Source organism: Paenibacillus sp. SYP-B3998 (assembly GCF_010820665.1).
GTDB lineage: Bacteria > Bacillota > Bacilli > Paenibacillales > NBRC-103111 > Paenibacillus_E.
Genome location: NZ_JAAIKC010000004.1, coordinates 64195 through 85659, shown reverse-complemented (window position 1 = coordinate 85659; position 21465 = coordinate 64195). Strand labels below are relative to the sequence as shown.

The following is a 21465-nucleotide window of genomic DNA, read 5'->3' as shown; positions in this document are numbered from 1 at the left end:
TTCCCACGGCTTGGCATCGAAATCGTCGCACGGCCAATCTCCTTTTTCATCTATAGCAATCTTTCAACGTCAAGCCTGCCCATGCAGTACGATACTTAACTCTTCTGAACCATAGCATCTGTTATAAGCAGTTGAATTTCTGCCAATAGTGATTTATGGTCGAACGCTCCCTTTTGAATAACGTTCTTCACATAACCATTCAATTTGTACCGTTCTTCCGACGTAATCGATTTTGCCGTCAGTACCACAATCGAAATTGCACTCCACGCATCCTGCTTACGCAGTTCTTCAATGAATTGGAAACCGTCCATTTCCGGCATCATCAAGTCAAGTAAGATCAGTGTAGGCAATTCCTTCACCATGCATTCCAAAGCTAATCTGCCATTACGGGCCTGAGTCACGACATACCCTTCTTTGTGTAGCAGCCTGGTCATCAGTTCACTTGTCGTCGTATCGTCCTCGATAACGAGGATGGAATGATCGGTACGATTCGATACATATTTGTCCATCACGTCAATCAGCCGTTCCCTTTGCACCGGTTTCACCAAAAATTCAGAAGCCCCTAGTGCATAGCCCAAATGCTTGTCGCTTGTCATCGACCAGATCACAACGGGAATATCCGCCAGTTCAGGATCGCTCTTCAATACCGACAATACGCTCCACCCATCCATGCTCGGCATGAGAATATCCAGACAAATCACTTTGGGGCGAAGCTTCCTGGCCAGCAGCAGCCCTTCCTGTCCGCTTTCAGCGAACGCTATTGTCCATCCCTCTTTGGCAAGATACCGCTCCATCAATTGCCGGTTAAAAGGCTCGTCGTCGATGAGAAGAATGCTTACCTGACTGAGATCTTCCACATATTCAAGCTCTGTCTCTGCAGATGGATCTTTGACAGATTCTTGCTCGAAGAGGGCGGTTGGAAGCCAGCATGTAAATGTACTGCCAGATCCAAGCTCGCTTTCCACATCAATGTCGCCCCCCATGATATTGCAAAAGCGTTGGCTGATGGCCAGTCCAAGACCCGTGCCTCCATATTTGCGCGTCGTTGATGAATCGGCTTGCGTGAATGGCTGGAATAACTTCTCAAGTTGCTCCGGTGTCATCCCAATTCCTGTGTCTTGAACACGGAAGCAGTAACCTGCTTGGTTACCTCTTGTTTGGCGGTATATATCGAAACCGATGGTGCCAGCCTTGGTAAATTTGCTTGCATTACTGAGCAAATTGAACAAGATTTGTCGCAGTTTCGTTATATCTGTCGTTATGTCTCCTTCCTCACAACGGGTCTCCACCTGATTTCCATTCCCTTCAATCAACGGCGTGACTGTCGTCATCACATCCTGAATCAGCTCTGCCAATTCGCATGTCTCAAGGTGAATTTCCATCTTGCCAGCCTCAATCTTCGAGATATCCAGAATATCATTAATAAGAGCGAGCAGATGATTTCCCGCCTTGCGGATTTTCCCTAGATCATCCACGAAGGTTATCTCGCCAAGCTCTTCCGCTTCTTCTTGCAACATTTCACTGTACCCGATGATGGCATTGAGCGGTGTTCGCAGTTCGTGACTCATATTGGCCAAGAATTGACTCTTAATCATATTCGCCTTGATCGCTTCATCATGGGCTTTCTCAAGCTGCGCGGTTCGTTCAACCACCAATTCCTCCAAGTGGTCGTTCAACTGGCGCAGCTCCTGATTGATGATATAAATTTCATCTGTTTTCCCCTGAATTTCCGAATCTTTATGTGAAAATCGTTTGGAGATGTATATTCCGAGCAGAGACAGTCCAAGGGTAAATAAAGTGCCTCCCGATATGAAATAAGCGAGCCATTTCTGATCTAGCACCATGCCTGAAGATAACACTGATTTGCCACCTAACTGGAAGTGAGCAGCCATCATGCCTGTGTAATGCATGCCCACGATCGCAGCACCCATAATCAACCCGCTTCCGAGCTTCTTCCAACTTTCGCTTCGTTCTCCATCCTTACGGAAATAAAACGAGAGCCATAACGCCGCAACAGATGCCACAATCGCAATCACAATGGAGAGCGCAAAGTAGATGGGGTCATACCTAATATCAACCTGCATCGCAGCCATTCCAATATAATGCATCGCTGAAATGCCAGTAGCAAGCAGCATCCCTCCAGAGAGCAATTGTCGCAGTGTTAACTGGTTGCGGCCGACTATGAATAAAGCAATGAAGGAGGCGAAAATAGCTGCAAGCATAGATAGAAGCACTATCGTCAAATTATAAGCAATCGGTACGGGCAGTGAGAAAGCAAGCATCCCGACAAAATGCATCGACCAGATACCCATCCCCATAGAGACGGCGCCAAAAAAGAGCCACAACCAGCGATTTCTCCCTCTGGACGTGCTTATCCTTCCGACCAAATCCAGAACGGTGTATGAAGCTACAACTGCAACAATATACGAAAAAACTACAAGTACCATGTCATGCGAACCGTGAACATGTTCCACCTGAAATCCCTCTTTCCATTAAGGTGCCCATAATCCAAACAAGCCTTATATTATTCAAGTATAACATCTCCATAAGCAGTAGTTCTTAGCTTTAACTCATCATATTACTTTCCATGTTATATCGGTATTTCAATTTTGAATCATTACTGTTATTGCTGCGATAGATAAATGCCAGTTAAGCATTTCGTTTAATCGTCTCTTCAGAATAAAACAACTGAGCTCCCGTTTCTGGGACTCCGCGGAAAAGTTTCACATGAGATACCAGAGAAGAAGCAAAGGTATCGCGGAAGTAGGACAAAGTGAAGCCCTGAGGGAAAGCATCTCTTAGGGCTTTTGTTGTTTTATATGAACAACCAGTTCCTAGCTTGACAGTGAATTTATTTACTGGAACGTCTACATGAGCATTTTTTTATTTCGTTGCATGCTATGGCGATTATTTCGTTAAACGGGATAATATGCCTGAAAAAGAAAATAACATCTGGATCATTCTCCGGTACGACGCTAATAATTTCCACAAAGTTTGAACCGATACGAATATTAATGGCGTTCAAGATACCTAATGTTTTTGTGCGAACAACCGCCTTGAAGTTGACCCGTTGAGGGTTGACTTCGATACGAAACGAAGCTAAATTATTGTAATTTATTGCCACGTTTTTTTTGTTTACAGAAACTACAAAGGAAGTACTACCCACGCTTCGGATTGTTCCACCAAAAGCTTTCCCATTTAGTAATGTAATATCTCCCAAAGTTCCGATGAGAGGCCGAAGACGTTGTTGGATCGTGATTCTCTGTTTTCTGGGACACCCCGGGAAAATCTGGGGACTGGTAGGAAGCTGACCTTGTTTTATAGTTACCATCGGCAATCCCTCGCTTTCGCAATAATGATTCAAGATATGCAAAAATGTTGAGGGGAGTATGGGGAGGTTCGATGGTCTTTATGCCTACATGGGGTCTGAACCTTCTACAATAATGAAAAATACCCCTCAAGCCAGGTTCTAGCGCTTAAGGAGTATTTTAATAATTCAACTGTAGATTTATTAAATTAGATCAGACTTCTGCAGAAGTCTTTGAACAATAACCGCAACTTCTGCTCTTGTTATGAAAACTTTAGGAGCCAGTTCAGTGCTGGTTCGTCCCGAAACGAGCCCCGATTGCAGGCAGTCGGAAATCCCACTCTTCGCCCAATTCGATATAGTTCCCGCATCAGTGAAGGCGTTCAATAATTGTTCCGTAATTTGAGAAGGCTTCGCTTCAAGACCTGTAATGGTCATCGCTCTTCCCATGATGGTCATCGCCTGTTCGCGTGTAATCTTATCATTCGGACGGAAAGTGCCGTCTTCCAATCCGCTTATCAGGTTGTAAGTGAATGCCGTCCCAATCGCACTGGCGAACCACTCCTTCCGATCAACGTCAGAGAAAGGCGTTGCCCCTGCCTTTAGTTTTAGTCCTAATCCACGAATCAGGATAGCTGCAAACTCCGCACGTGTAATATCTTGATCGGGATTGAAGGAGCCATTGCCGACGCCATTGATGACCATACGTGATCCCATATCGTTTACGGCTTTTTTAGCCCAGTGCAACTCTACATCTTTAAACTCAAGCGGATGCCATATCACAGAATAAGTGCTATTCGTCAAGCTGTTTACCTTGGCATAATACTTACCATCCAGCAGCACGATTTTCGTCGGCACATGGCGCAGTGTTCCATCCGCTTCAATCACAACTGCAGTCGTGATTTTGTTAGGATTAACGCCGTCTGGAATCACAATTGTATGTTCAACATAAGCTTTGAACTCGGTGACCTCAATTGTCGTGTCCTTATAAAGAGCTCTTACAGTAAAATTAAGCGGTGGAACGACAATCGTAATCGTTCCGCCTTTTGTCGACTCGTTTGGAACCCCATGAACTGGCGCTCTTGGCACAGCAATTTCGATCTGAAGCTTAATATCTTGCAGGGCTACCGATTTGCCTACCTGATCGGAGATCGAGTTGATGTTGATCTGTTGAGCCGGCAAATGATAGGTTGCTTTATCTGTTTTAATTTCCAATACCACTTGCTGGGTTTCCATTTTACTGACCATCTGTCCGTTGAGCTCAACGATCACGACATCGGATTTGGTGCCCAACGGTATCGTTACCACAGCAGACTGGCCTTCCTTTGCGAGCTTATCCTCCAGCTTCTTCTGGTCAATCGTGATGGTTGTTACCGTCAGTGAATTTACGTTCGTTACCTTTGCTGTTCCTGCATTCTCCAATTTGCCATTGACAAGAACGATAACTTCCGTTTTATCAACTTCCGATGTTGTTGGAGACGCTGGCTGTGACGGCGTGCTTTCACTGCCGTTGTTATCGGAATAAGCTGATGGCCTTACGGCATTAGAAACGGCGGAAGCGGCGCTGCTGCCAACGCTGTTGATCGCAATTACGGTAAACGTATAGGTCGTGCCATACGTTAAGCCCGTGACTGTAATTGGACTGCCAGTCCCGGTTGCCGTTATGCCGCCCGGACTCGAAGTCACAGTGTAGCCGGTTATAGCGCTGCCTCCATTGCTGACGGGTGCTGTAAAACTCACTTTCGCTCGCGACTCACCATTCGCTACCTCTGCCGTTACAGCAGTCGGCGCACCCGGCACCGTAGCCGGTGCGTTCGGTGCCGTCGGTGTCACACTGTTCGATGGCGTCGAAGCGGCCGAGCTTCCTACGCTGTTTATGGCAACAACGGTGAACGTATACGCCGTGCCGTACGTTAAGCCCGTGACTGTAATTGGACTGCCAGTCCCGGTTGCCGTTATGCCGCCCGGACTCGAAGTCACGGTGTAGCCGGTTATAGCGCTGCCTCCATTGCTCGCAGGTGCGGCAAAGGTTACGGTCGCTTGTGATTGACCATGCACTACCTCTGCCGTTACAGCAGTCGGCGCTCCTGGCACCGTAGCCGGTGCGTTCGGTGCCGTCGGTGTCACGCTGTTCGATGGCGTCGAAGCAGCTGAGCTTCCTACGCCGTTTATTGCAACGACGGTGAACGTATACGCCGTGCCATATGTTAAGCCCGTAACTGTAATCGGACTGCCAGTTCCGCTAGCCGTCAATCCACCCGGACTTGAAGTCACGGTGTAGCCGGTTATAGCGCTGCCTCCATTGCTGAGCGGTGTTGTAAACTTCACTGTAGCTTGTGACTCACCCTTCGCTACCTCTGCCGTTACAGCAGTCGGCGCTCCTGGCACCGTAGCCGGTGCGTTCGGTGCCGTCGGTGTCACGCTGTTCGATGGCGTCGAAGCAGTTGAGCTTCCTACGCCGTTTATTGCAACGACGGTGAACGAATACGCCGTGCCATATGTTAAGCCCGTAACTGTTACTGGAGTGCCAGTTCCGCTAGCCGTCAATCCCCCTGGACTCGAAGTCACGGTGTAGCCAAGAATGGCGCTGCCTCCATTGCTGACGGGTGCTGTAAAACTCACTTTCGCTTGCGACTCACCCTTCGCTACCTCTGCCGTTACAGCAGTCGGTGCGCCTGGAGCGGTAGATCCCAATTTCTGAATACGTTCGTTACTGAAATCGGACACGTATACATTCCCTCTGCTGTCTACCACCACGCCGGTTGGATACGCAAACTCACCCAAACGGCTTCCTGACCCGCCACCGCTCCTCTTCCACTCGCTCCACACACCTGTGGATACATTCAGCTTCTGAATCCGATGGTTTTCGGAATCAGCCACGTATACATTATCATTGCTGTCTAACTCCACGCTAAATGGTTCATTAAACTCTCCGAGGTCGCTTCCTGCCCCCCCACCACTTCTCTTCCACTCGCTCCATATCCCTGTAGATATATCCAGCTTCTGGATGCGATGGTTATTTGTATCCGCAACATACACATTCCCTCTGCTGTCTACAGCAACACCACTTGGTTCAGCAAACTCTCCAAGGCCGCTTCCTTTCCCGCCGCCGCTCTTCTTCCACTCGCTCCATATCCCTGTAGATATATCCAGCTTCTGAATGCGATCGTTATTTGTATCCGCAACATACACATTCCCTCTGTGATCTACCGCCACGCCGCCAGGATAATCAAATTCACCGGGGCCGCTTCCTTTCCCGCCGCCGGTCTTCTTCCACTCGCTCCACACCCCATTGGAAACTTCCAACTTTTGGATACGGTGGTTATAACGATCAGCCACGTATACATTCTCTCTGCTGTCTATAGCAACGTCGGTTGGATCCGTAAACTCTCCCAGGCCGTTTCCTGATCCCCCGCCGCTTTTCTTCCACTCAGTCCACACACCTGTGGATACCGTCAGCTTCTGGATGCGATGGTTTTCGTAATCAGCCACATACACATTTCTGTCGCTATCCACCGCCACACCGCTTGGACCATTAAACTCTCCCAGGCCTGCGCCAACAACTGCCCCCTGATATACCCACTCGCTCCACACCACTGTGGATACATTCAGCTTCTGGATGCGATGGTTGCTGGTATCACCCACGTATACATTACCACTTCCGTCTATCGCCACGCCTTTTGGATGATTAAACTCTCCCAGGCCACTTCCTGCGCCTCCGCCACTCTTCTTCCACTCACTCCATATCCCTGTGGATACATTTAGCTTCTGGATGCGATGGTTATTATACTCAGCCACGTATATATTATCACTGCTGTCTAGAGCAACGGCGAATGGATTATCAAACTCACCCAAACCCTTTCCTGCCCCTCCGCTGCTTTTCTTCCACTCGCTCCACACACCTGTAGATACCGTCAGCTTCTGGATGCGATGGTTGTTGGTATCACCCACGTATACATTACCAATGCTATCTACTGCCACGCTGGATGGTTTGTTAAATTCACCCAGGCCGTTTCCTGACCCACTGCCGCTATTCTTCCACTCACTCCATACCCCTGTGGATATATCCAGCTTCTGAATGCGATCATTCCAACCATCCGCCACATACACATTCCCTCTGCTGTCTACCGCCACGCCTCTTGGGTTATTAAACTCACCTAATCCGCTTCCTGGCCCTCCGCCGCTCTTCTTCCACTCACTCCACGCCCCTGTGGATATATCCAGCTTCTGAATGCGATGGTTACTGGTATCAGCCACATATACATTCCCAATACGATCTACCGCTACGCCTGTCGGATTCCCAAATTCCCCCAGGGCGCTTCCTCCTGCCACCCCGCCGTTCCCCTTCCACTCGCTCCATACCCCTGTAGATGCCGTCAGCTTCTGAATGCGATGGTTAACGTTATCGGCCACGTATACATTCCCTCCACTGTCTACCGCCACACCGTTCGGATTATCGAACGATCCAGGCAAATCATTGCTAGATGATCCTATCCTGGCGTATTGACTCCATTGATCTGCTGCTTGCACAGGAACCACAAACCATGCAATAGAGGCTATAAAGAGCACAATACCCCATACCCATAATTTTCCTGTAAACTGATTTGAATGTACCCGATTCATAACTTTCATTCTCCTCCTCCGAAAGCTCGACTCACCTGTAAACACCAGGTATATTCTACCAAACACTTCTCTCAAAATTCTCACACAACAATTCCCCCAAATTTCCTTCTCCGTGATCTGCCGATACATCCACTTTTCTGCCCCTAAGTAGTGGAACTTCCCCGACTTTAGTACAGCTTCCAAAACCGCCATAAGTCCGTTTTCGTATTTCTTCACAGAAGCTACAATAAAGACATGAGAAACGAATTGAATACTAATAAAAATGCTCGATAATTGAGAGGAGATTCATTGTATGAACAAATTGTTCAGATCCACAACAGAAAGTAAATTAACTGGTCTTTGCGGAGGGATTGCAGAATGGTTAGGACTTAATCCAACGATCGTTCGTCTCGTGTTTGTTGTTGCCGCTCTGTGCAGCTTTGGAGCCGTCACGTTGATGTACTTTATTGGTAGTATTCTAGTACCGAAGATGCCTTATAGCCACTATTAATGAAAAGCTAAGCTTTCAACATTTTCCATATGAAAAACACAAAAAAATTGTGATGTTTCAAAAAATATAACTTTTGAACCCAATAAGATATTGTGTGTCCATATTTTCCTAGTTGAGACTAAAAACCACCTGATTAGGTGGTTTTTTAACATCTGTTTGAAATTTACGGTTCTTATATAAGATATTGAGAATCGCACCCTTTACACTGGAACAAGCGATACTCCTGCCAATTGCAGTAAGGGCAAAACAATCCTGCCGTCCGCAAAACCCGAATTTCCTCAGGAAATGCTCAATGTGACCAAACGAGTGACCCATGGTTTAATTTCTAAATCATTTTCTCTCTAGAAAAAACAAAAAAACGCTCAGAAACCCAAGCGTTTTACGGTTTAATTACGGTGAAGCCTAGAGGGCTCGAACCACTGACCTTATGGGTGCTAGCTATGTACTCTCCCAACTGAACGGATTCCCCGCCAAATAGTCAGCGCCTGTCTCAACAGCCACTCTGTCACCTGCGCAACTGGATGGGTCGAGCGGATCGTACTTGAAATACAATAAGCGGCGAGAATAGCAAGGAGTTATTGCCCGGATCTTACTCTTTCGGGATGAATTATGGGGGAACGTATAATCGAATGGAACAAAATACCGGCACCGATTCAGTGGTCGTATTTAAGTTCTAGAAATGGATGTAGTCACCGATGGGTTGAACAACAAAAAGGACCGACGAACTTTATGTTCGGCGGCCCTTTTGTTGTTCATACACTTCCATTTTACTCTGCTTACTAAAGGCACAAACTTCAAAATAGACGCAGTCCGCTTCTACCGGAAATATTGTACATGCTCTTGTAGAAAAGCATCTAGCGTGCGGGGATTTCTACCGAGCAAGTGTTTTACAGCGTCCGTAGGCCTCTCTGGCACTACCGTAGACATGGTTTGAATTTCCACAACGTGGCTCGCAAGCCAAGGAGGCATATGCCCGTACTCGATTAGATTATTGCGTAGTACTTGGGGCTCCAAGTTAATGTAGTTTATCGGCCGATCAAGCAGGGCGGATAGTTTACTTGCGATCTGGGGATAGCTAAAAATCTCTGAACCCGTAAGCGTATAGATTTGGCCTGCTGCCTCACGATTGGTCAGAACCTCTGCGGCAACATCTGCGATATCGCGACAGTCAATGAAGTTACAAGGTGAATCGCCCATGGCGCCGAAGAAAATATTTTGAGTTGTGACCGTTGGTACAAGACGCAATAAGTTTTGCATGAATGCATAGGGACGCAACACAGTGTGGATGAGACCCGATTCTCTCAAGGTTTTTTCGATTTCTTGATGCCAGCCTGCCACTGCTACTGGGGAGCTCACCTCAAAGGCAGGACTGGATATCTTAACGATGTGCTTGATTCCCGCTTCGGCAGCAATCCCAATGATTGAAGTTTCCAATTCCATTTGTATGGGACTGTTGGACATGGCAAGGAATAGCTGACTAGCTCCTGCAAATGCGCGGCGCAGCGATTCAGGGTCGGAAGCATCCGCCGATGCGACCTCGATCGTCGATAGGCCCTTATCCCCAATCTGAGCACGTAACTTCTCAGGCTCTCTGCTCAACGCCCGTGCGGGCACACCAAGATCCACCAAACGTTTCAAAAGCGCACTACCTATCGTACCTGTTGCTCCAATAATAACGATCATTTTTTATCTTCTCCTTTGGATGAAAAATTAGTTTTGACGGCAAGACGCCACCGCCATGTTATAATCGTGCTGGCAATCACACCGGATAACGGGAAATCGATCCAGACACGATCGACCCAAGCTAAGTTATCGATGGGAATAATAATTCCTAGTAGATTGGATGTCGCCCAAGCGGCGCATAGGCCAAACATGGCTCCCATCAACGCGAATAGCCCAACCACAATCAAGTGAGGCACGGCGACAAGCCACCGTATACGACCTCCCCGGATGCGCAGCCAAAGGCCAAGCATCAAGGCAATCAAGGCCGATGTTCCGCCGATTGTGGTCAAGGCCGCAAATTGGAGCCCCTTGTCGGCGGTGACCAATCCCCCAATACCTGCCATAATGGCTGGAGATACATAAGCCATGACAACTTCACGCCAAAGTACAAAAGTCTTTGTTCTAGGACCAGCATCCTTGATGTCGATAAGACTTTCTGCCTTACTCGGGTATCCCGTCTTGTTCATTCAGTTACATCCTTCCCTTCTTCTTAAAAATTGCTCAGCAATTGCTCCCTTGTTTATAATTAGGAGGCTAACTATATGAGAGTGAGAATGGGCTAGCTTCATCACTAGCCCATTCTACTCATTACTGATGTGTCCCTTTGATCCGGCTGGTTCGTCCGTAAGCGCTGAGATGCCTTTCGTAACTCGGCCGAGCAGGTCGAGAAATACGCTGCGTTCCTCGATACTGAGTAAGCCCACCATAGCTTCCAGCCGTGCAAAATGTTCGTGAGCCATGTCACGGAGCTTCCTCGCTCCTTGCTCTGTCAATATGACCGCTTTCTGGCGGCCATCGACAGAACTTGATCGCCGGAAAACGAGGCCATCTCGCTCAAGCGTGTCGATGAGTCCAGTCACTGTAGCACGTGTAACACCTAGATGCTCCGCCAATTGCGAGGGCAACACTTCTCCTTCGTGATCTTCAAGATCAGCTAGTAACCGATAGCGCCCTGTTGATAAACCGAATCTGGAGAAATGAATCTCCGAAGCATGTCCAAGCTTAGCTCCCGCTGCCATCAGCCTAGACGCGACGAGCACAGCCTGTGCGTCTATGTCTAGTTCATAGCGATCAATCTGACGCTTGGATTGTGCAAGCGAGGGAACTGCGTCAATGTCATTTGTTATATTAGTTTCGTTGGCCATATAATTAGTATGGAGCCTAACTATTTATTTGTCAACTATTTTTTAATTCACTGAACACGATAGGCTATTCAACTCAATTGGTCTACAGTTTGACTGAATTTCCTAATCTTGCGGATTCATAAGCGCCGAGCGCAACCTCCGCTAATCGGAACCGCTTCCCCGCTGTGTAGCGCATGGACAAAAGCCCTAATCATATATTCATCCAAGTTGTCTCCCCAGTAGTTCCATTCCCCTTTGCCAGACTTGTTCCCCCGTCGTAAAAAGTATCAATCATAACCGTGTTATATGTAAAATAAAAAAAGACAGATAAATCAACGAATTGATTCATCTATCTTCATTATTTAGCCTCAAACATGTACCCAAATTTGTCTCATTTATCGACCAATTCTGTCTCAACTATAACCGTTACTCACACTCATATGTGAGGACATACCCTAAACCTTATAAGCCCGCATCGCTTTACGAAGCTCGCGCCACGAAGGGCGTTTGCCATACATCAGCACACCCGTACGGTAGATCTTGGCGGCTACCCAAGCCATGGCACAGATGGAGGCCAACTGGATAACGATAGATAACCAGATCTCCCATACTGCTGGACTGCTCATGCCAATGCGTAGAAACATAATGAGCGGAGAGAAGAATGGAACGAATGACATCACGACCACGAAGCCAGCATTGGGATTGCTTAGTCCGAACATTGCAATCATGAAAGCTGCAACGATCAACATTGTAACGGGCATAATGGCCTGACCTACTTCTTCTGTTCGACTAACGAGAGAACCTACTGCCGCAAACACCGTTGCGTAGATGAAAAAACCTAAGAGGTAAAAGATTAAGAAATATATAATCAGCGATATTTGTAAATCCGACCAGTTCAAATGAAGTTCTGCAATTAGCTTGCTGCTGCTCGATAAGCTTAAATTCACTGCACCTACCGCAATGATTAAGGCAATTTGTGACAAAGCCAGTAAGCAAATACCGATTATTTTGCCAAACATTTGTTTAAGCGGTGACACGCTGGTGATGAGGATCTCCATCACGCGCGAGCTTTTCTCTGCGGTAATTTCCATGGCCACCATGTTCCCAAACCCAATCACACCCATATACAGCATGAACAACATGACATAGACAAGCGCATAAGACATCACCATTTGAGATTCTGTTTTCCCCGCCGCAGCTTCTTCATTGGTTGAGATTTGTACGGTTTCTAAGTTAACTGGCGCTTGAATGTTCGCTTTCTGCTCAGCAGCAAGACCGGCCCCTTGCAGGGTTACATCTGTTTTGATGAGCTGGAGAGCCGTTTGCAGCTTATTTTTAAACGTAAATTCCATGGTACCCTCTGATTTATAAACGACCTTGGGAAATCCAGCTTCATTAACATCGGTAAATTCCACGTATCCCTTAATCTTTTTATCGGCGATCTGCTTTTTACCCGAAGCTTCATTCGACTCCCGGCTGCCTTCATCTTGAAGCGGCACAATCACGATATCTGGACTCTCTTGTTTCGTGTAGAATTCAGCTAATTTGCTAGCCAAATCAGCATGAACTCCACCGAATACACCAATTTTCGTTGCTTCATGAGAGGAAAGTTTATCGATCAGTGTAGGTAAATGAATCATAATGGATAAGAGCACAATAAGAATGAGGCTCATGACACGAAACGACTTCGAGCGAAAACGCGTCATAAACGTAAACTTGATCACCGTTCCCATACTATTCATGTGTGCTTCCCACCTTTTGAATGAAAATTTCATTTAACGTCGGTTCCATAATTTGAAAGCGTTGTATAGTAGATTGCTCTAAGGCATGCTGTAAAATCTGCTGCGCAGCTGCTGCTTCATGGATTCGAATTTCATAGCCGGTTAAATGCTTAATCACCTTTGTAACCCCGGAAATAAGCTCCAAGCCCTCTATCGGCTGCTCGGTTTCAAGAAGGACTCGCTCCTTGGGGAAAGTCGCTTTAATCTCTTTCAAGCTCCCTTGAACAATCGTATTCGATTGATGGAGAATACAAATATTTTCACAGAGCTCCTCCACATGATCCATACGATGACTTGAAAAGAGAATCGTCTTTCCTTCGTCGCGCAGCGCCTTCACTGTCGTCTTCAATAGCTCCACATTGACGGGATCGAGTCCACTGAACGCCTCATCCAGAATCAAAATTTCCGGATTATGAATAACAGCAGCAATGAACTGAATTTTTTGTTGGTTCCCTTTGGAGAGCTCCTCTACCTTCTTGTTGTAATACTCGGGCACGCCAAATCGCTCCAGCCACATCTTCAGACCTGCATCTGCCTGTTTACGAGCGAGCCCGCGAAGCTCTGCAAGATAAATGATCTGCTCACTCACTTTCACCTTTGGATACAGCCCGCGTTCCTCTGGCAAGTAACCCATTAGACGTCTGAGTTCTTCCCTGTAGCCCTGTCCCTTCCATAGGATCTTACCTTCATCTGGATAAATGAGCCCAAGCACCATACGCATCGTCGTTGTTTTCCCTGCACCATTGGCACCTAATAAACCGTATATTTCCCCTTGTTTCACACGAAGTTGGATTCCGTTAACCGCTGTCTTCTCACCATACTGCTTCGTCACTTGTTCTACTTGCAATGAATAGGTCATGTTTCACCCTACCTTCCTTATTTCTCCTGATATGAGGTAGCCAAGGATTTCATCTAATTCCACAGACTGTGTCTGGATCACCTTTACACCGAGTCGGTGAAGATCAGCTTCCGTTTCCCGAGAAGAACGACTGATTACTTTCGTAGCGGTTGCCGGGCTAAGTTCCTCCACAGCCACAACCCCGGATAGCTCAATTAATTGATCATGATGACCCTCTATCCAGAGCGTTTTCCAGCTATCGAACAGCACATCCTTTTCATAAAAACCCATCAGCTTCCCATCATGGATGAAAGCCACATAGTCGGCCATCCGTTTCACCTCATCAATGATGTGTGTCGCCAGCAGCACTGTCTTGTCTCCGCGTTCCATATACGCCATCAAATCTTCCATCATCATGCGCCAGGCAAAAGGATCAAGACCTGAAGTCGGCTCATCCAGGAATAGGATATCCGGATCAAAAGCCATTGCATGAATGAAAGCTAATTTACGTTTCATCCCTTTAGAGAGATGACGCAGCTTCTGCTTGCCATCTAAACCGAACCGTGCAAACAACTCCTGCGCTTTAGATTCATTCCAGCCGAGATACCAATGTGACACAAATTGCGTCAGTTCTTTAATGGTACTGAATCCGGCATCCATCCACTCTTCCGTCTCGGGGATATATCCAATTCTTTGCTTTATTGAAATTTCATTTTCTATATAGGTTTGCCCCAAAAGCTGAATCTCTCCTGCATCAGGCTTAATCAAATTCATTAACAATCGAAATAAAGTGCTTTTCCCAGCGCCGTTAGGGCCGACAATCGCAACAATATAACCAGATTCAATCTCCAAATCAATAGGACCTATGTCCATTTGATCAAGGGATTTACGCAAGCCTTTTATTGAAATGGCCTTTGAAGTTTCTACATATTGCATAACAACGTCCTCCCTTCTACTCTTTCTTTTCCATGCTGACTTGTTCGATTGCTTTCTCAAAAAGAATGTGAAGTTCCTCGACTGTACAATTCACTCCGAATCCTGTACGTACAGCTCCTCGCATTGCTTCGATAACAGCCTCTTTGCGATATTGCTCGCGAACCGTTTCTCCAACCTGCGCCACGAATGAGCCCGTACCTTGTCGCGTACGCAGTATACCTTCATTCTCAAGATCCTGATAAACTCTTCGGATCGTGATTACACTACACGAAAGATCTGAAGCGAATTCACGGATTGAAGGCAATTGTGTGCCCTCAGCAAGCTGACCGCTCAAAATTAGTGCTCTTAACTGCACCTCAATTTGATGATAAATGGGTTCCGCACGATCTACGGATACTTGAATTGGAATTTTCAACGACTTATCCATGCAGATCACGTTGCGCAAATCTTTTATTTAACCAAACAGCACTTGCTATAATCGCCAACGTTCCTAACGCAAGCGAAACAATCGGAAGCAGTACTTGGAATTGCTGCACCCACTCCATCATTCCTATCCATACCGATTGACCAAAAAGCCACCACAACAAAAAAGCTCCAAGAACGATAAACGGCATCATCAACAAACATCTAATGAAATAGGTCTTACCTTTCACACCCAATTCCCAACAGATGTACAAGCAGCCCACCGTCAACGAGTAGCCAATCCATACAAATGCATAAAACAAGCATTCCAGCAAATTTAACGGCATTTGTCCTATATGACTAAGGATGCTGAAATATGGAACGAAGACCACAATTGCCATTGCGAATACCATAATAATAATTTGTAAAAACCGACTACAAATGATGACTTGATTCGAAATCGGCATTGTTTTCAAATAGGCAATTCGTTTCGTGTACACGTCCGTTTTCTTATAGTTGAGAAAAGCTTTGGATAGTGGAAATCCCCAAATTGGCACAATGCCCATAACAAAAAAATTCAAAGACACATCATTAAAAATAGTTACGTTATAAGAAAGGTCCGAACGTTGCCCCATACTTGTCATCGATAATAAGGTGAATACGACATATAAATTAAATAGGATATTCCATATCAGCATCAGCCGATTGTTTCCAAAATCTTTACGCGTAAGCCACCAAGCATCTAGCAGCACCTTTTTACTTATCATTTCACACCCCACTGTATATACTGTATATATTGATATACACAGTATATACCAAATTCATTTGTAAAATCAAGGAAAAATAAAAAAAAGCAAAACCTTTAAACGGATTATCCCGCTTAACAGTTTTACCTTTTTAACGCCTATTTTATTATAAGCCGAAAATTGCATCTAACACAGGCTTCGTTGTTCCACCTGGGAAAAGGAGATAGAGCATGACATACACGACAACGCCCGTAGGTGCTGTAATTAGCCATACAATTGCCGCTACTCGTCCAATCTTCTTGTGCTTAAAGAACTTCTTCTTGTAAGCCAACCAGAGAGTAACGAGTCCCAAAACGCCACCAATTGTCGCAAGTGTGATATGGAAAAACAAGAACAAATGGTACGGGAGCTTTAAGCTTTCCGGCCCGCCAAAAGCCGTATTCCCCTCGAATAACGTTCGAGACATATAAATAATGAAGAAAGCGAGTGCAAAGATCGCTCCGAAAACCATCAATTTCTGATGCGTTTCACGGTGCCCTTTGACAATATGATACCATCCGAAGCCGACAAATATCGCACTAATCACGATAAACATCGTAGAAATAGTTGGCAAAATGTGCATCTTCCAAAATCCTTTCTTTAGGCGCGATTCCAGCTGCCGCCTTGGTGGTTCAAGCTCTCCTGAGCTTCAAAGCTGTCCGCATATTCATCCTCTTTACGCTCTCTACGGTACCATCTAAAGAATATGTAAGCAAGCACAGCTCCATAGACAACTTCTTGTATCATTTTCATAATAACACCGCCAAGCTGTTGATCGTCAAGTGGCGACATGTGAGCGAAGGGTATCGTTACGTTCTTGTACATATCATAAATGATTGTATCTGCAAAAATAATAAGTGCACACGCTGGCGTAAGCAAAATGCCATTTCCGAAAATATAACCAAGTTTCTTCAGATCATTTAGACGATTGAGCTCAGGTAGTGGCGTAAACACAGGAAACCACATCGTAAAAGCAGTAACAAAAAGTGCAATGTGGTAAATCAGCTGCAGCCATTCATTCCGCATTAAACCATCCATAACTAAAGGCATGTGATAGATAGAAAAAAGCATATTAAATAAAAACAAAGCAATTAACGGTCGCGTGAAAAATGTAAATGCTACCCGGAACACGCGATTTTTCATTAAAGGACGGAACATCCATCCTGGTGTACCAAGCCAAATGAAAATGGGTACAATTAAATATAACATAGTTTGTTGCAGCATGTGCATGCTGAACAAATAGTGATGTCCGAGATAATTAATGGGGCTTCCTTGTCCAATATAAAACAAGGCAAGTCCTGTGTAGAAAGACAATTTCTGCTTAACCGAAACCGGCTCTACATCTGCAAATATCCCATTCGCTTTAGTGATGAAGCGATTGTACACATAACCGATAACAATAACCACCAATAATAAAACAGGACTCCACAGATCAAAAAATCCACCAATTTGGTTCATAGCTGTTGTCTATCTCCTTTCAATTTCCTATCAACTAAAAAAAGAGGAGGCACTTTGTCTAGACAAAGTTGCCTCTTCCTGCTTACTTACCACCACATCCAGTATACAGCCGCGATTACTCCTGTTACCGCAATAAAGGCTCCTCCCGCTAGGAATATAAGCGGGAATAAATGTCCTCTTTCTTTGGCATGCATCCAGAACAGTAGTTGAATCACTGCTTGCACAATACCGAGGGTAACGATGAAAATTAAGATAAAGGATCGATCCAAATCCCCATACAACACAACAGCAAATGCCAGCATTGTGAGAAGGATCGAGATAATGTAAGACAAATAGTGATTCAGCGTCGGTTCTTGCTTATGTCTTTTGCTAGGAGTGGAAGCTTCGTGAGAATGACTGCTCATCTTAGTGACCCACCTTCCCCATCAGATAGACGACCGTGAAGATAAATACCCAGACTAAGTCAATAAAGTGCCAATATAGAGCAGCTACGTAGAACTTAGGTGCCGTAACAACTGTAAGACCTTTTTTGAGTCCTTGTAAAATCAACAATGTAATCCAACATATCCCGAATGCAACGTGAGCACCGTGGAAACCAACAAGGGTATAAAATGAAGTTGCAAAAGCACTCGTTACAAACTTATGCCCTTCATGCACATACTCAACAAACTCATAAATTTCTAAACCTAAGAACGTTAAACCAAACAACACAGTTACTGCAAGCCATCCTAACAATTGACCAAGCTTTTGTCTGTGCATCGCGATAATCGCGAATACACTCGTCAAGCTACTAGTTAAGAGGATAAACGTAGACCAACCAACTGTTTTAAGATTGAACAATTCTTGTGCAGTCGGACCATCAGCAACTGAATTCCGAAGTGCAATGTAGGTTGCGAATAAACAACCGAACAATACCACCTCAGCACCCAGGAAAAGCCAGAAGCCAAGAACCTTATTTTTCCCTTCAAGGGTTGCCGTTTCCGGATGTGCAGGCAGTGCGCCCGTATGATGAGTACTCATGCCTTTGCCCCCTTGTCTTCAAGTTCTTCAGGTTCGATATGCCATCCATGATCGTCATAAACGGAACGTAAGAACATTGCAATGAATGTAATTACGATACCGGCAGCAGCTACATAATAATTTTTGTACATGAAGCCGAAACCTGCAATAAACAGACCAAGCGACATAACAAGCGGCAGAATCGAGCCAGATGGCATATGAATTGAACCGATTGGCTCAGCAGGAATCATTTCCTTATTACCTGCCGTTTTTTCTTTCCAAAGAGCATCTAAGCCGCGAACAAGCGGAATTTGTTTAAAGTTATACTCTGGTGCAGGTGAAGGAATCGTCCACTCCAACGAGCGTCCATCCCATGGATCTGCTAAAGCTGTCTGTGGTTTTCTCGATGTTGCAATGATGTTGATTAAGAACACAAGTGTACCGATACCCATTAGGAAGGCACCCGCTGTACTAATTAAGTTCCCTGTTTCTAGATCATGACCTGGTTGGTACGTAAATACGCGACGAGGCATACCCATCAATCCCAAGAAATGCTGTGGAAAGAATGTCAAATGGAAACCAATGAAGAAAAACCAGAAGTGAATTTTACCTAAAGCTTCATTCAACATGCGACCAAACATTTTTGGCCACCAGTAGTAAAGGCCTGCGAATAAGCCTAACACCAAACCACCAACAATAACGTAATGGAAATGAGCTACTACGAAATACGTATCATGATACTGAAAGTCTGCCGCAGGAATCGCTAGCATAACCCCGGTAGTTCCACCCATAACGAATGTAGGGATGAAAGCAGTAGCAAAAATGTTAGCTGTTGTGAAACGGATTTGACCGCCCCAAAGCGTGAACAACCAGTTAAAGATTTTAACGCCTGTAGGAACCGCAATCGCCATTGTAGCAATCGAGAAGATCGAGTTCGCTACTGGACCTAAGCCTGCTGTAAACATATGGTGGACCCAAACCATGAAACCTAGGAAACCGATTAACACGGAAGCGAACACCATGGAGCTGTATCCGAAAAGACGTTTCTTCGAAAAGGTAGAAACAATCTCAGAAATAATACCGAATGCAGGAAGAATCAGAATATATACTTCGGGATGCCCAAATATCCAGAATAGATGCTCCCATAACACGTTGTTACCGCCTCTTGCGGCATCGAAGAATGCGCCTCCGAAAATACGGTCAAACATAAGTTCTACAAGCGCTACTGTAATTGCAGGAAACGAAAGGATAATCAAACCAGAAGTAATGAATGCAGTCCAAGTGAACATCGGCAAGCGCATGTAAGTCATACCAGGCGCACGCATATTAATGATCGTCACTAGGAAGTTAATTCCCCCGATAAGAGTTCCAATACCGGCAATCTGTAAACCCAAGACATAGAAATCAGTCCCTTGTAAATTACCCTCTATTGTAGTTCCCCAACCTGTATCCGTATTGGAAGATAACGGAGCGTACCCCGTCCAACCAGCATCAGGTGCTCCGCCCAAGAACCAACTTGTATTCATAAGCACGCCGCCTAAGAAGAACAACCAGAAACCTAGTGAGTTCACAAAAGGGAAAGCAACGTCCCTTGCCCCTATCTGTAAGGGTACAATAGCATTCATAAAGGCAAAAATGATCGGCATCGCTGCAAAAAAGATCATCGTCGTACCGTGCATCGTTGTTAATTGATTAAATGTATCCCCGACAAAAATATGAGCATCGGGATACGCGAGCTGAATCCGAATCAGAATGGCTTCAAGCCCTCCGACGAGGAAGAAAAAGCCGCCCGCTATCAAATACAGGATACCGATTTTCTTATGATCGACCGTTGTAAGCCAATCCATCAGACCGCTGTATTTTTTAACTGCATGAGTGTGAGCCAACGTATTTACCTCCTTTATCCTGAGAAGTTTATTTCAAAGTCTGTAAGTATTGAACAATATCTTTGATTTGGGTATCATCAAGTTTACCGCCTGCTTCTTTACCGAAGGCTGGCATCTTGTTACCCGGTTTTTGTTCTTGCGGATTACGTATCCACAAATCCATTTTCTCAGGAGTGTGTTCCAGAACACCAGCAAGCGTATCGCGATCTGCGAAACCTTTCAGGTTCGGAGCAACACCAGGACCGTTCGCGTTCACGGCGTGACAAGTCATGCAATTTTCTTTGAAAAGCTCCTCGCCTTTTTGTGCAGTTGCCGGCACAGAAACTGGCGTTTTCATTTTAGTTACCCAAGCATTGAAGTCAGCTTCACTCTTGGATTCTACCGTGAAATTCATCAAAGCATGTGAAGCTCCGCATAGCTCCGTACATCTTCCTTGGAAGGTAGCAATTTCGCTTGCTTCTAAGTAAAGGGTATTCGTAATACCTGGATTCGTATCTACTTTACCGCCGAGAGAGGGTACCCAGAACGCATGGCTGACGTCTGCCGATACAAGCTCAAATGCAATAATTTTGTCCTTAGGTACAACCAGCTGCTGAGCTGTAGCGATGCCTAAATCCGGATATTCAAACTGCCACCAGAACTGATGAGCAGTTACTTTGACATGAACGGCATCCTTGTTCTTATTGTAATTCGTTGAATGCTTAAACGTATACGAAACAGTTGGCACCGCAAGTACCAGCAAAAGAAGAATCGGAACGATTGTCCAGATAATCTCAAGCACGTGGTTCCCTTCGACTTGCTTAGGTATGCTTTCATCACCTTTGCGTTTGCGAAAGCGAATTAGAACATACGCATAAATAGCAAATACGACAATTACGACAAAAATCATGATAAAGAGACTCAATTTCATTAAGTAAAGCTGCTCATCTGCTACTGGACCTTTCGGCTTTAAAGCAGATAGGGTCGGGTCTCCACACCCGGTTAGCAAGAACGTCAATACCGCGAAAAGGGGTATTAGGCGCCATAACTTTTTCAATCGACTCATTGTATCAACCCCACTTTTAAAACATTATTTTTACCACGAAGGCCATGCACGTGTCAATTCACTTTATTA

General features: G+C 45.5%; 18 protein-coding genes. 1 reads left to right on the top strand and 17 read right to left on the bottom strand.

What is annotated here, in order from left to right; genetic code table 11:
• Positions 1–95: 95 nt before the first annotated feature.
• The 3 genes from GK047_RS13195 to GK047_RS13185 all read right to left on the bottom strand — a co-directional run bounded on the left by GK047_RS13195 (position 96) and on the right by GK047_RS13185 (position 7930).
• Positions 96–2474, bottom strand: a complete 2379-nt coding sequence (locus GK047_RS13195) for an MHYT domain-containing protein (RefSeq protein ID WP_163947033.1) — start codon at positions 2472–2474, stop codon at positions 96–98.
• A gap of 377 nt (positions 2475–2851) precedes the next feature.
• Positions 2852–3331 carry a hypothetical protein gene (locus tag GK047_RS13190; RefSeq protein ID WP_163947030.1) on the bottom strand — a complete coding sequence of 160 codons (480 nt, stop codon included), beginning with the start codon at positions 3329–3331 and terminating at the stop codon, positions 2852–2854.
• A gap of 180 nt (positions 3332–3511) precedes the next feature.
• Positions 3512–7930, bottom strand: a complete 4419-nt coding sequence (locus tag GK047_RS13185; RefSeq protein ID WP_163947025.1) for a fibronectin type III domain-containing protein — start codon at positions 7928–7930, stop codon at positions 3512–3514.
• 292 nt (positions 7931–8222) lie between these two features.
• Between GK047_RS13185 and GK047_RS13180 the strand changes: the two genes are divergently transcribed.
• Positions 8223–8420 carry a PspC domain-containing protein gene (locus tag GK047_RS13180; RefSeq protein WP_163947022.1) on the top strand — a complete coding sequence of 66 codons (198 nt, stop codon included), beginning with the start codon at positions 8223–8225 and terminating at the stop codon, positions 8418–8420.
• An 816-nt stretch (positions 8421–9236) separates the two neighbouring features.
• Here GK047_RS13180 and GK047_RS13175 read toward each other — a convergent pair.
• From GK047_RS13175 to coxB, 14 genes are all read right to left on the bottom strand, one after another.
• Positions 9237–10103 carry an SDR family oxidoreductase gene (locus tag GK047_RS13175; RefSeq protein ID WP_163947020.1) on the bottom strand — a complete coding sequence of 289 codons (867 nt, stop codon included), beginning with the start codon at positions 10101–10103 and terminating at the stop codon, positions 9237–9239.
• Positions 10100–10609: a hypothetical protein gene (locus GK047_RS13170; RefSeq protein ID WP_163947017.1), complete on the bottom strand. Its 510-nt coding sequence runs from the start codon at positions 10607–10609 to the stop codon at positions 10100–10102. Before GK047_RS13170 ends, GK047_RS13175 begins: the two co-directional genes overlap by 4 nt.
• Positions 10610–10723: 114 nt before the next feature.
• Positions 10724–11287: a MarR family winged helix-turn-helix transcriptional regulator gene (locus GK047_RS13165; protein ID WP_163947014.1), complete on the bottom strand. Its 564-nt coding sequence runs from the start codon at positions 11285–11287 to the stop codon at positions 10724–10726.
• A gap of 434 nt (positions 11288–11721) precedes the next feature.
• Positions 11722–13008, bottom strand: coding sequence for an ABC transporter permease (locus GK047_RS13160; protein WP_163947011.1), 1287 nt, complete (start codon positions 13006–13008; stop codon positions 11722–11724).
• Positions 13001–13906 (bottom strand): ABC transporter ATP-binding protein, encoded by a 906-nt coding sequence (locus GK047_RS13155; protein WP_163947008.1) that lies wholly within the window; start codon positions 13904–13906, stop codon positions 13001–13003. The genes GK047_RS13160 and GK047_RS13155 overlap by 8 nt, the downstream gene beginning before the upstream one ends.
• Before the next feature lie 3 nt (positions 13907–13909).
• Positions 13910–14821 carry an ABC transporter ATP-binding protein gene (locus GK047_RS13150; protein ID WP_163947006.1) on the bottom strand — a complete coding sequence of 304 codons (912 nt, stop codon included), beginning with the start codon at positions 14819–14821 and terminating at the stop codon, positions 13910–13912.
• A 16-nt stretch (positions 14822–14837) separates the two neighbouring features.
• Positions 14838–15248, bottom strand: coding sequence for a GntR family transcriptional regulator (locus GK047_RS13145; protein WP_481856006.1), 411 nt, complete (start codon positions 15246–15248; stop codon positions 14838–14840).
• Positions 15241–15990, bottom strand: coding sequence for a hypothetical protein (locus GK047_RS13140; protein WP_163947003.1), 750 nt, complete (start codon positions 15988–15990; stop codon positions 15241–15243). Before GK047_RS13140 ends, GK047_RS13145 begins: the two co-directional genes overlap by 8 nt.
• Before the next feature lie 145 nt (positions 15991–16135).
• Complete coding sequence (locus tag GK047_RS13135) at positions 16136–16591, bottom strand: DUF420 domain-containing protein (RefSeq protein WP_163946999.1); 456 nt, start codon at positions 16589–16591, stop codon at positions 16136–16138.
• A 17-nt stretch (positions 16592–16608) separates the two neighbouring features.
• Entirely contained in the window at positions 16609–17466 is an 858-nt protein-coding gene (locus tag GK047_RS13130; RefSeq protein WP_163946995.1) for a cytochrome c oxidase assembly protein, read from the bottom strand.
• Between the two features lie 86 nt (positions 17467–17552).
• Positions 17553–17870, bottom strand: a complete 318-nt coding sequence (locus GK047_RS13125) for a cytochrome C oxidase subunit IV family protein (RefSeq protein ID WP_163946991.1) — start codon at positions 17868–17870, stop codon at positions 17553–17555.
• Between the two features lies 1 nt (position 17871).
• On the bottom strand, positions 17872–18486 hold the full coding sequence (locus GK047_RS13120; RefSeq protein ID WP_163946988.1) for a cytochrome (ubi)quinol oxidase subunit III: 615 nt from the start codon (positions 18484–18486) through the stop codon (positions 17872–17874).
• The gene (gene ctaD, locus GK047_RS13115) at positions 18483–20351 is read right to left on the bottom strand and encodes a cytochrome c oxidase subunit I (protein ID WP_163946986.1); all 1869 of its coding nucleotides are present in this window, start codon (positions 20349–20351) and stop codon (positions 18483–18485) included. The genes GK047_RS13120 and ctaD overlap by 4 nt, the downstream gene beginning before the upstream one ends.
• A gap of 28 nt (positions 20352–20379) precedes the next feature.
• Entirely contained in the window at positions 20380–21396 is a 1017-nt protein-coding gene (coxB, locus tag GK047_RS13110) for a cytochrome c oxidase subunit II (RefSeq protein ID WP_163946985.1), read from the bottom strand.
• Positions 21397–21465 lie beyond the last annotated feature (69 nt).

Bases quoted from the DNA above. Each gene is read 5' to 3' on its own strand.
- GK047_RS13120 (WP_163946988.1), bottom strand. From the start codon at position 18,486: ATGAGTACTCATCATACGGGCGCACTGCCTGCACATCCGGAAACGGCA.
- GK047_RS13140 (WP_163947003.1), bottom strand. From the start codon at position 15,990: ATGATAAGTAAAAAGGTGCTGCTAGATGCTTGGTGGCTTACGCGTAAA.
- GK047_RS13130 (WP_163946995.1), bottom strand. From the start codon at position 17,466: ATGAACCAAATTGGTGGATTTTTTGATCTGTGGAGTCCTGTTTTATTA.
- GK047_RS13180 (WP_163947022.1), top strand. From the start codon at position 8,223: ATGAACAAATTGTTCAGATCCACAACAGAAAGTAAATTAACTGGTCTT.
- GK047_RS13190 (WP_163947030.1), bottom strand. From the start codon at position 3,331: ATGGTAACTATAAAACAAGGTCAGCTTCCTACCAGTCCCCAGATTTTC.
- coxB (WP_163946985.1), bottom strand. From the start codon at position 21,396: ATGAGTCGATTGAAAAAGTTATGGCGCCTAATACCCCTTTTCGCGGTA.
- GK047_RS13170 (WP_163947017.1), bottom strand. From the start codon at position 10,609: ATGAACAAGACGGGATACCCGAGTAAGGCAGAAAGTCTTATCGACATC.
- GK047_RS13185 (WP_163947025.1), bottom strand. From the start codon at position 7,930: ATGAATCGGGTACATTCAAATCAGTTTACAGGAAAATTATGGGTATGG.
- GK047_RS13160 (WP_163947011.1), bottom strand. From the start codon at position 13,008: ATGAATAGTATGGGAACGGTGATCAAGTTTACGTTTATGACGCGTTTT.
- GK047_RS13125 (WP_163946991.1), bottom strand. From the start codon at position 17,870: ATGAGCAGTCATTCTCACGAAGCTTCCACTCCTAGCAAAAGACATAAG.
- GK047_RS13135 (WP_163946999.1), bottom strand. From the start codon at position 16,591: ATGCACATTTTGCCAACTATTTCTACGATGTTTATCGTGATTAGTGCG.
- GK047_RS13175 (WP_163947020.1), bottom strand. From the start codon at position 10,103: ATGATCGTTATTATTGGAGCAACAGGTACGATAGGTAGTGCGCTTTTG.
- GK047_RS13145 (WP_481856006.1), bottom strand. From the start codon at position 15,248: ATGGATAAGTCGTTGAAAATTCCAATTCAAGTATCCGTAGATCGTGCG.
- GK047_RS13155 (WP_163947008.1), bottom strand. From the start codon at position 13,906: ATGACCTATTCATTGCAAGTAGAACAAGTGACGAAGCAGTATGGTGAG.
- GK047_RS13150 (WP_163947006.1), bottom strand. From the start codon at position 14,821: ATGCAATATGTAGAAACTTCAAAGGCCATTTCAATAAAAGGCTTGCGT.
- GK047_RS13165 (WP_163947014.1), bottom strand. From the start codon at position 11,287: ATGGCCAACGAAACTAATATAACAAATGACATTGACGCAGTTCCCTCG.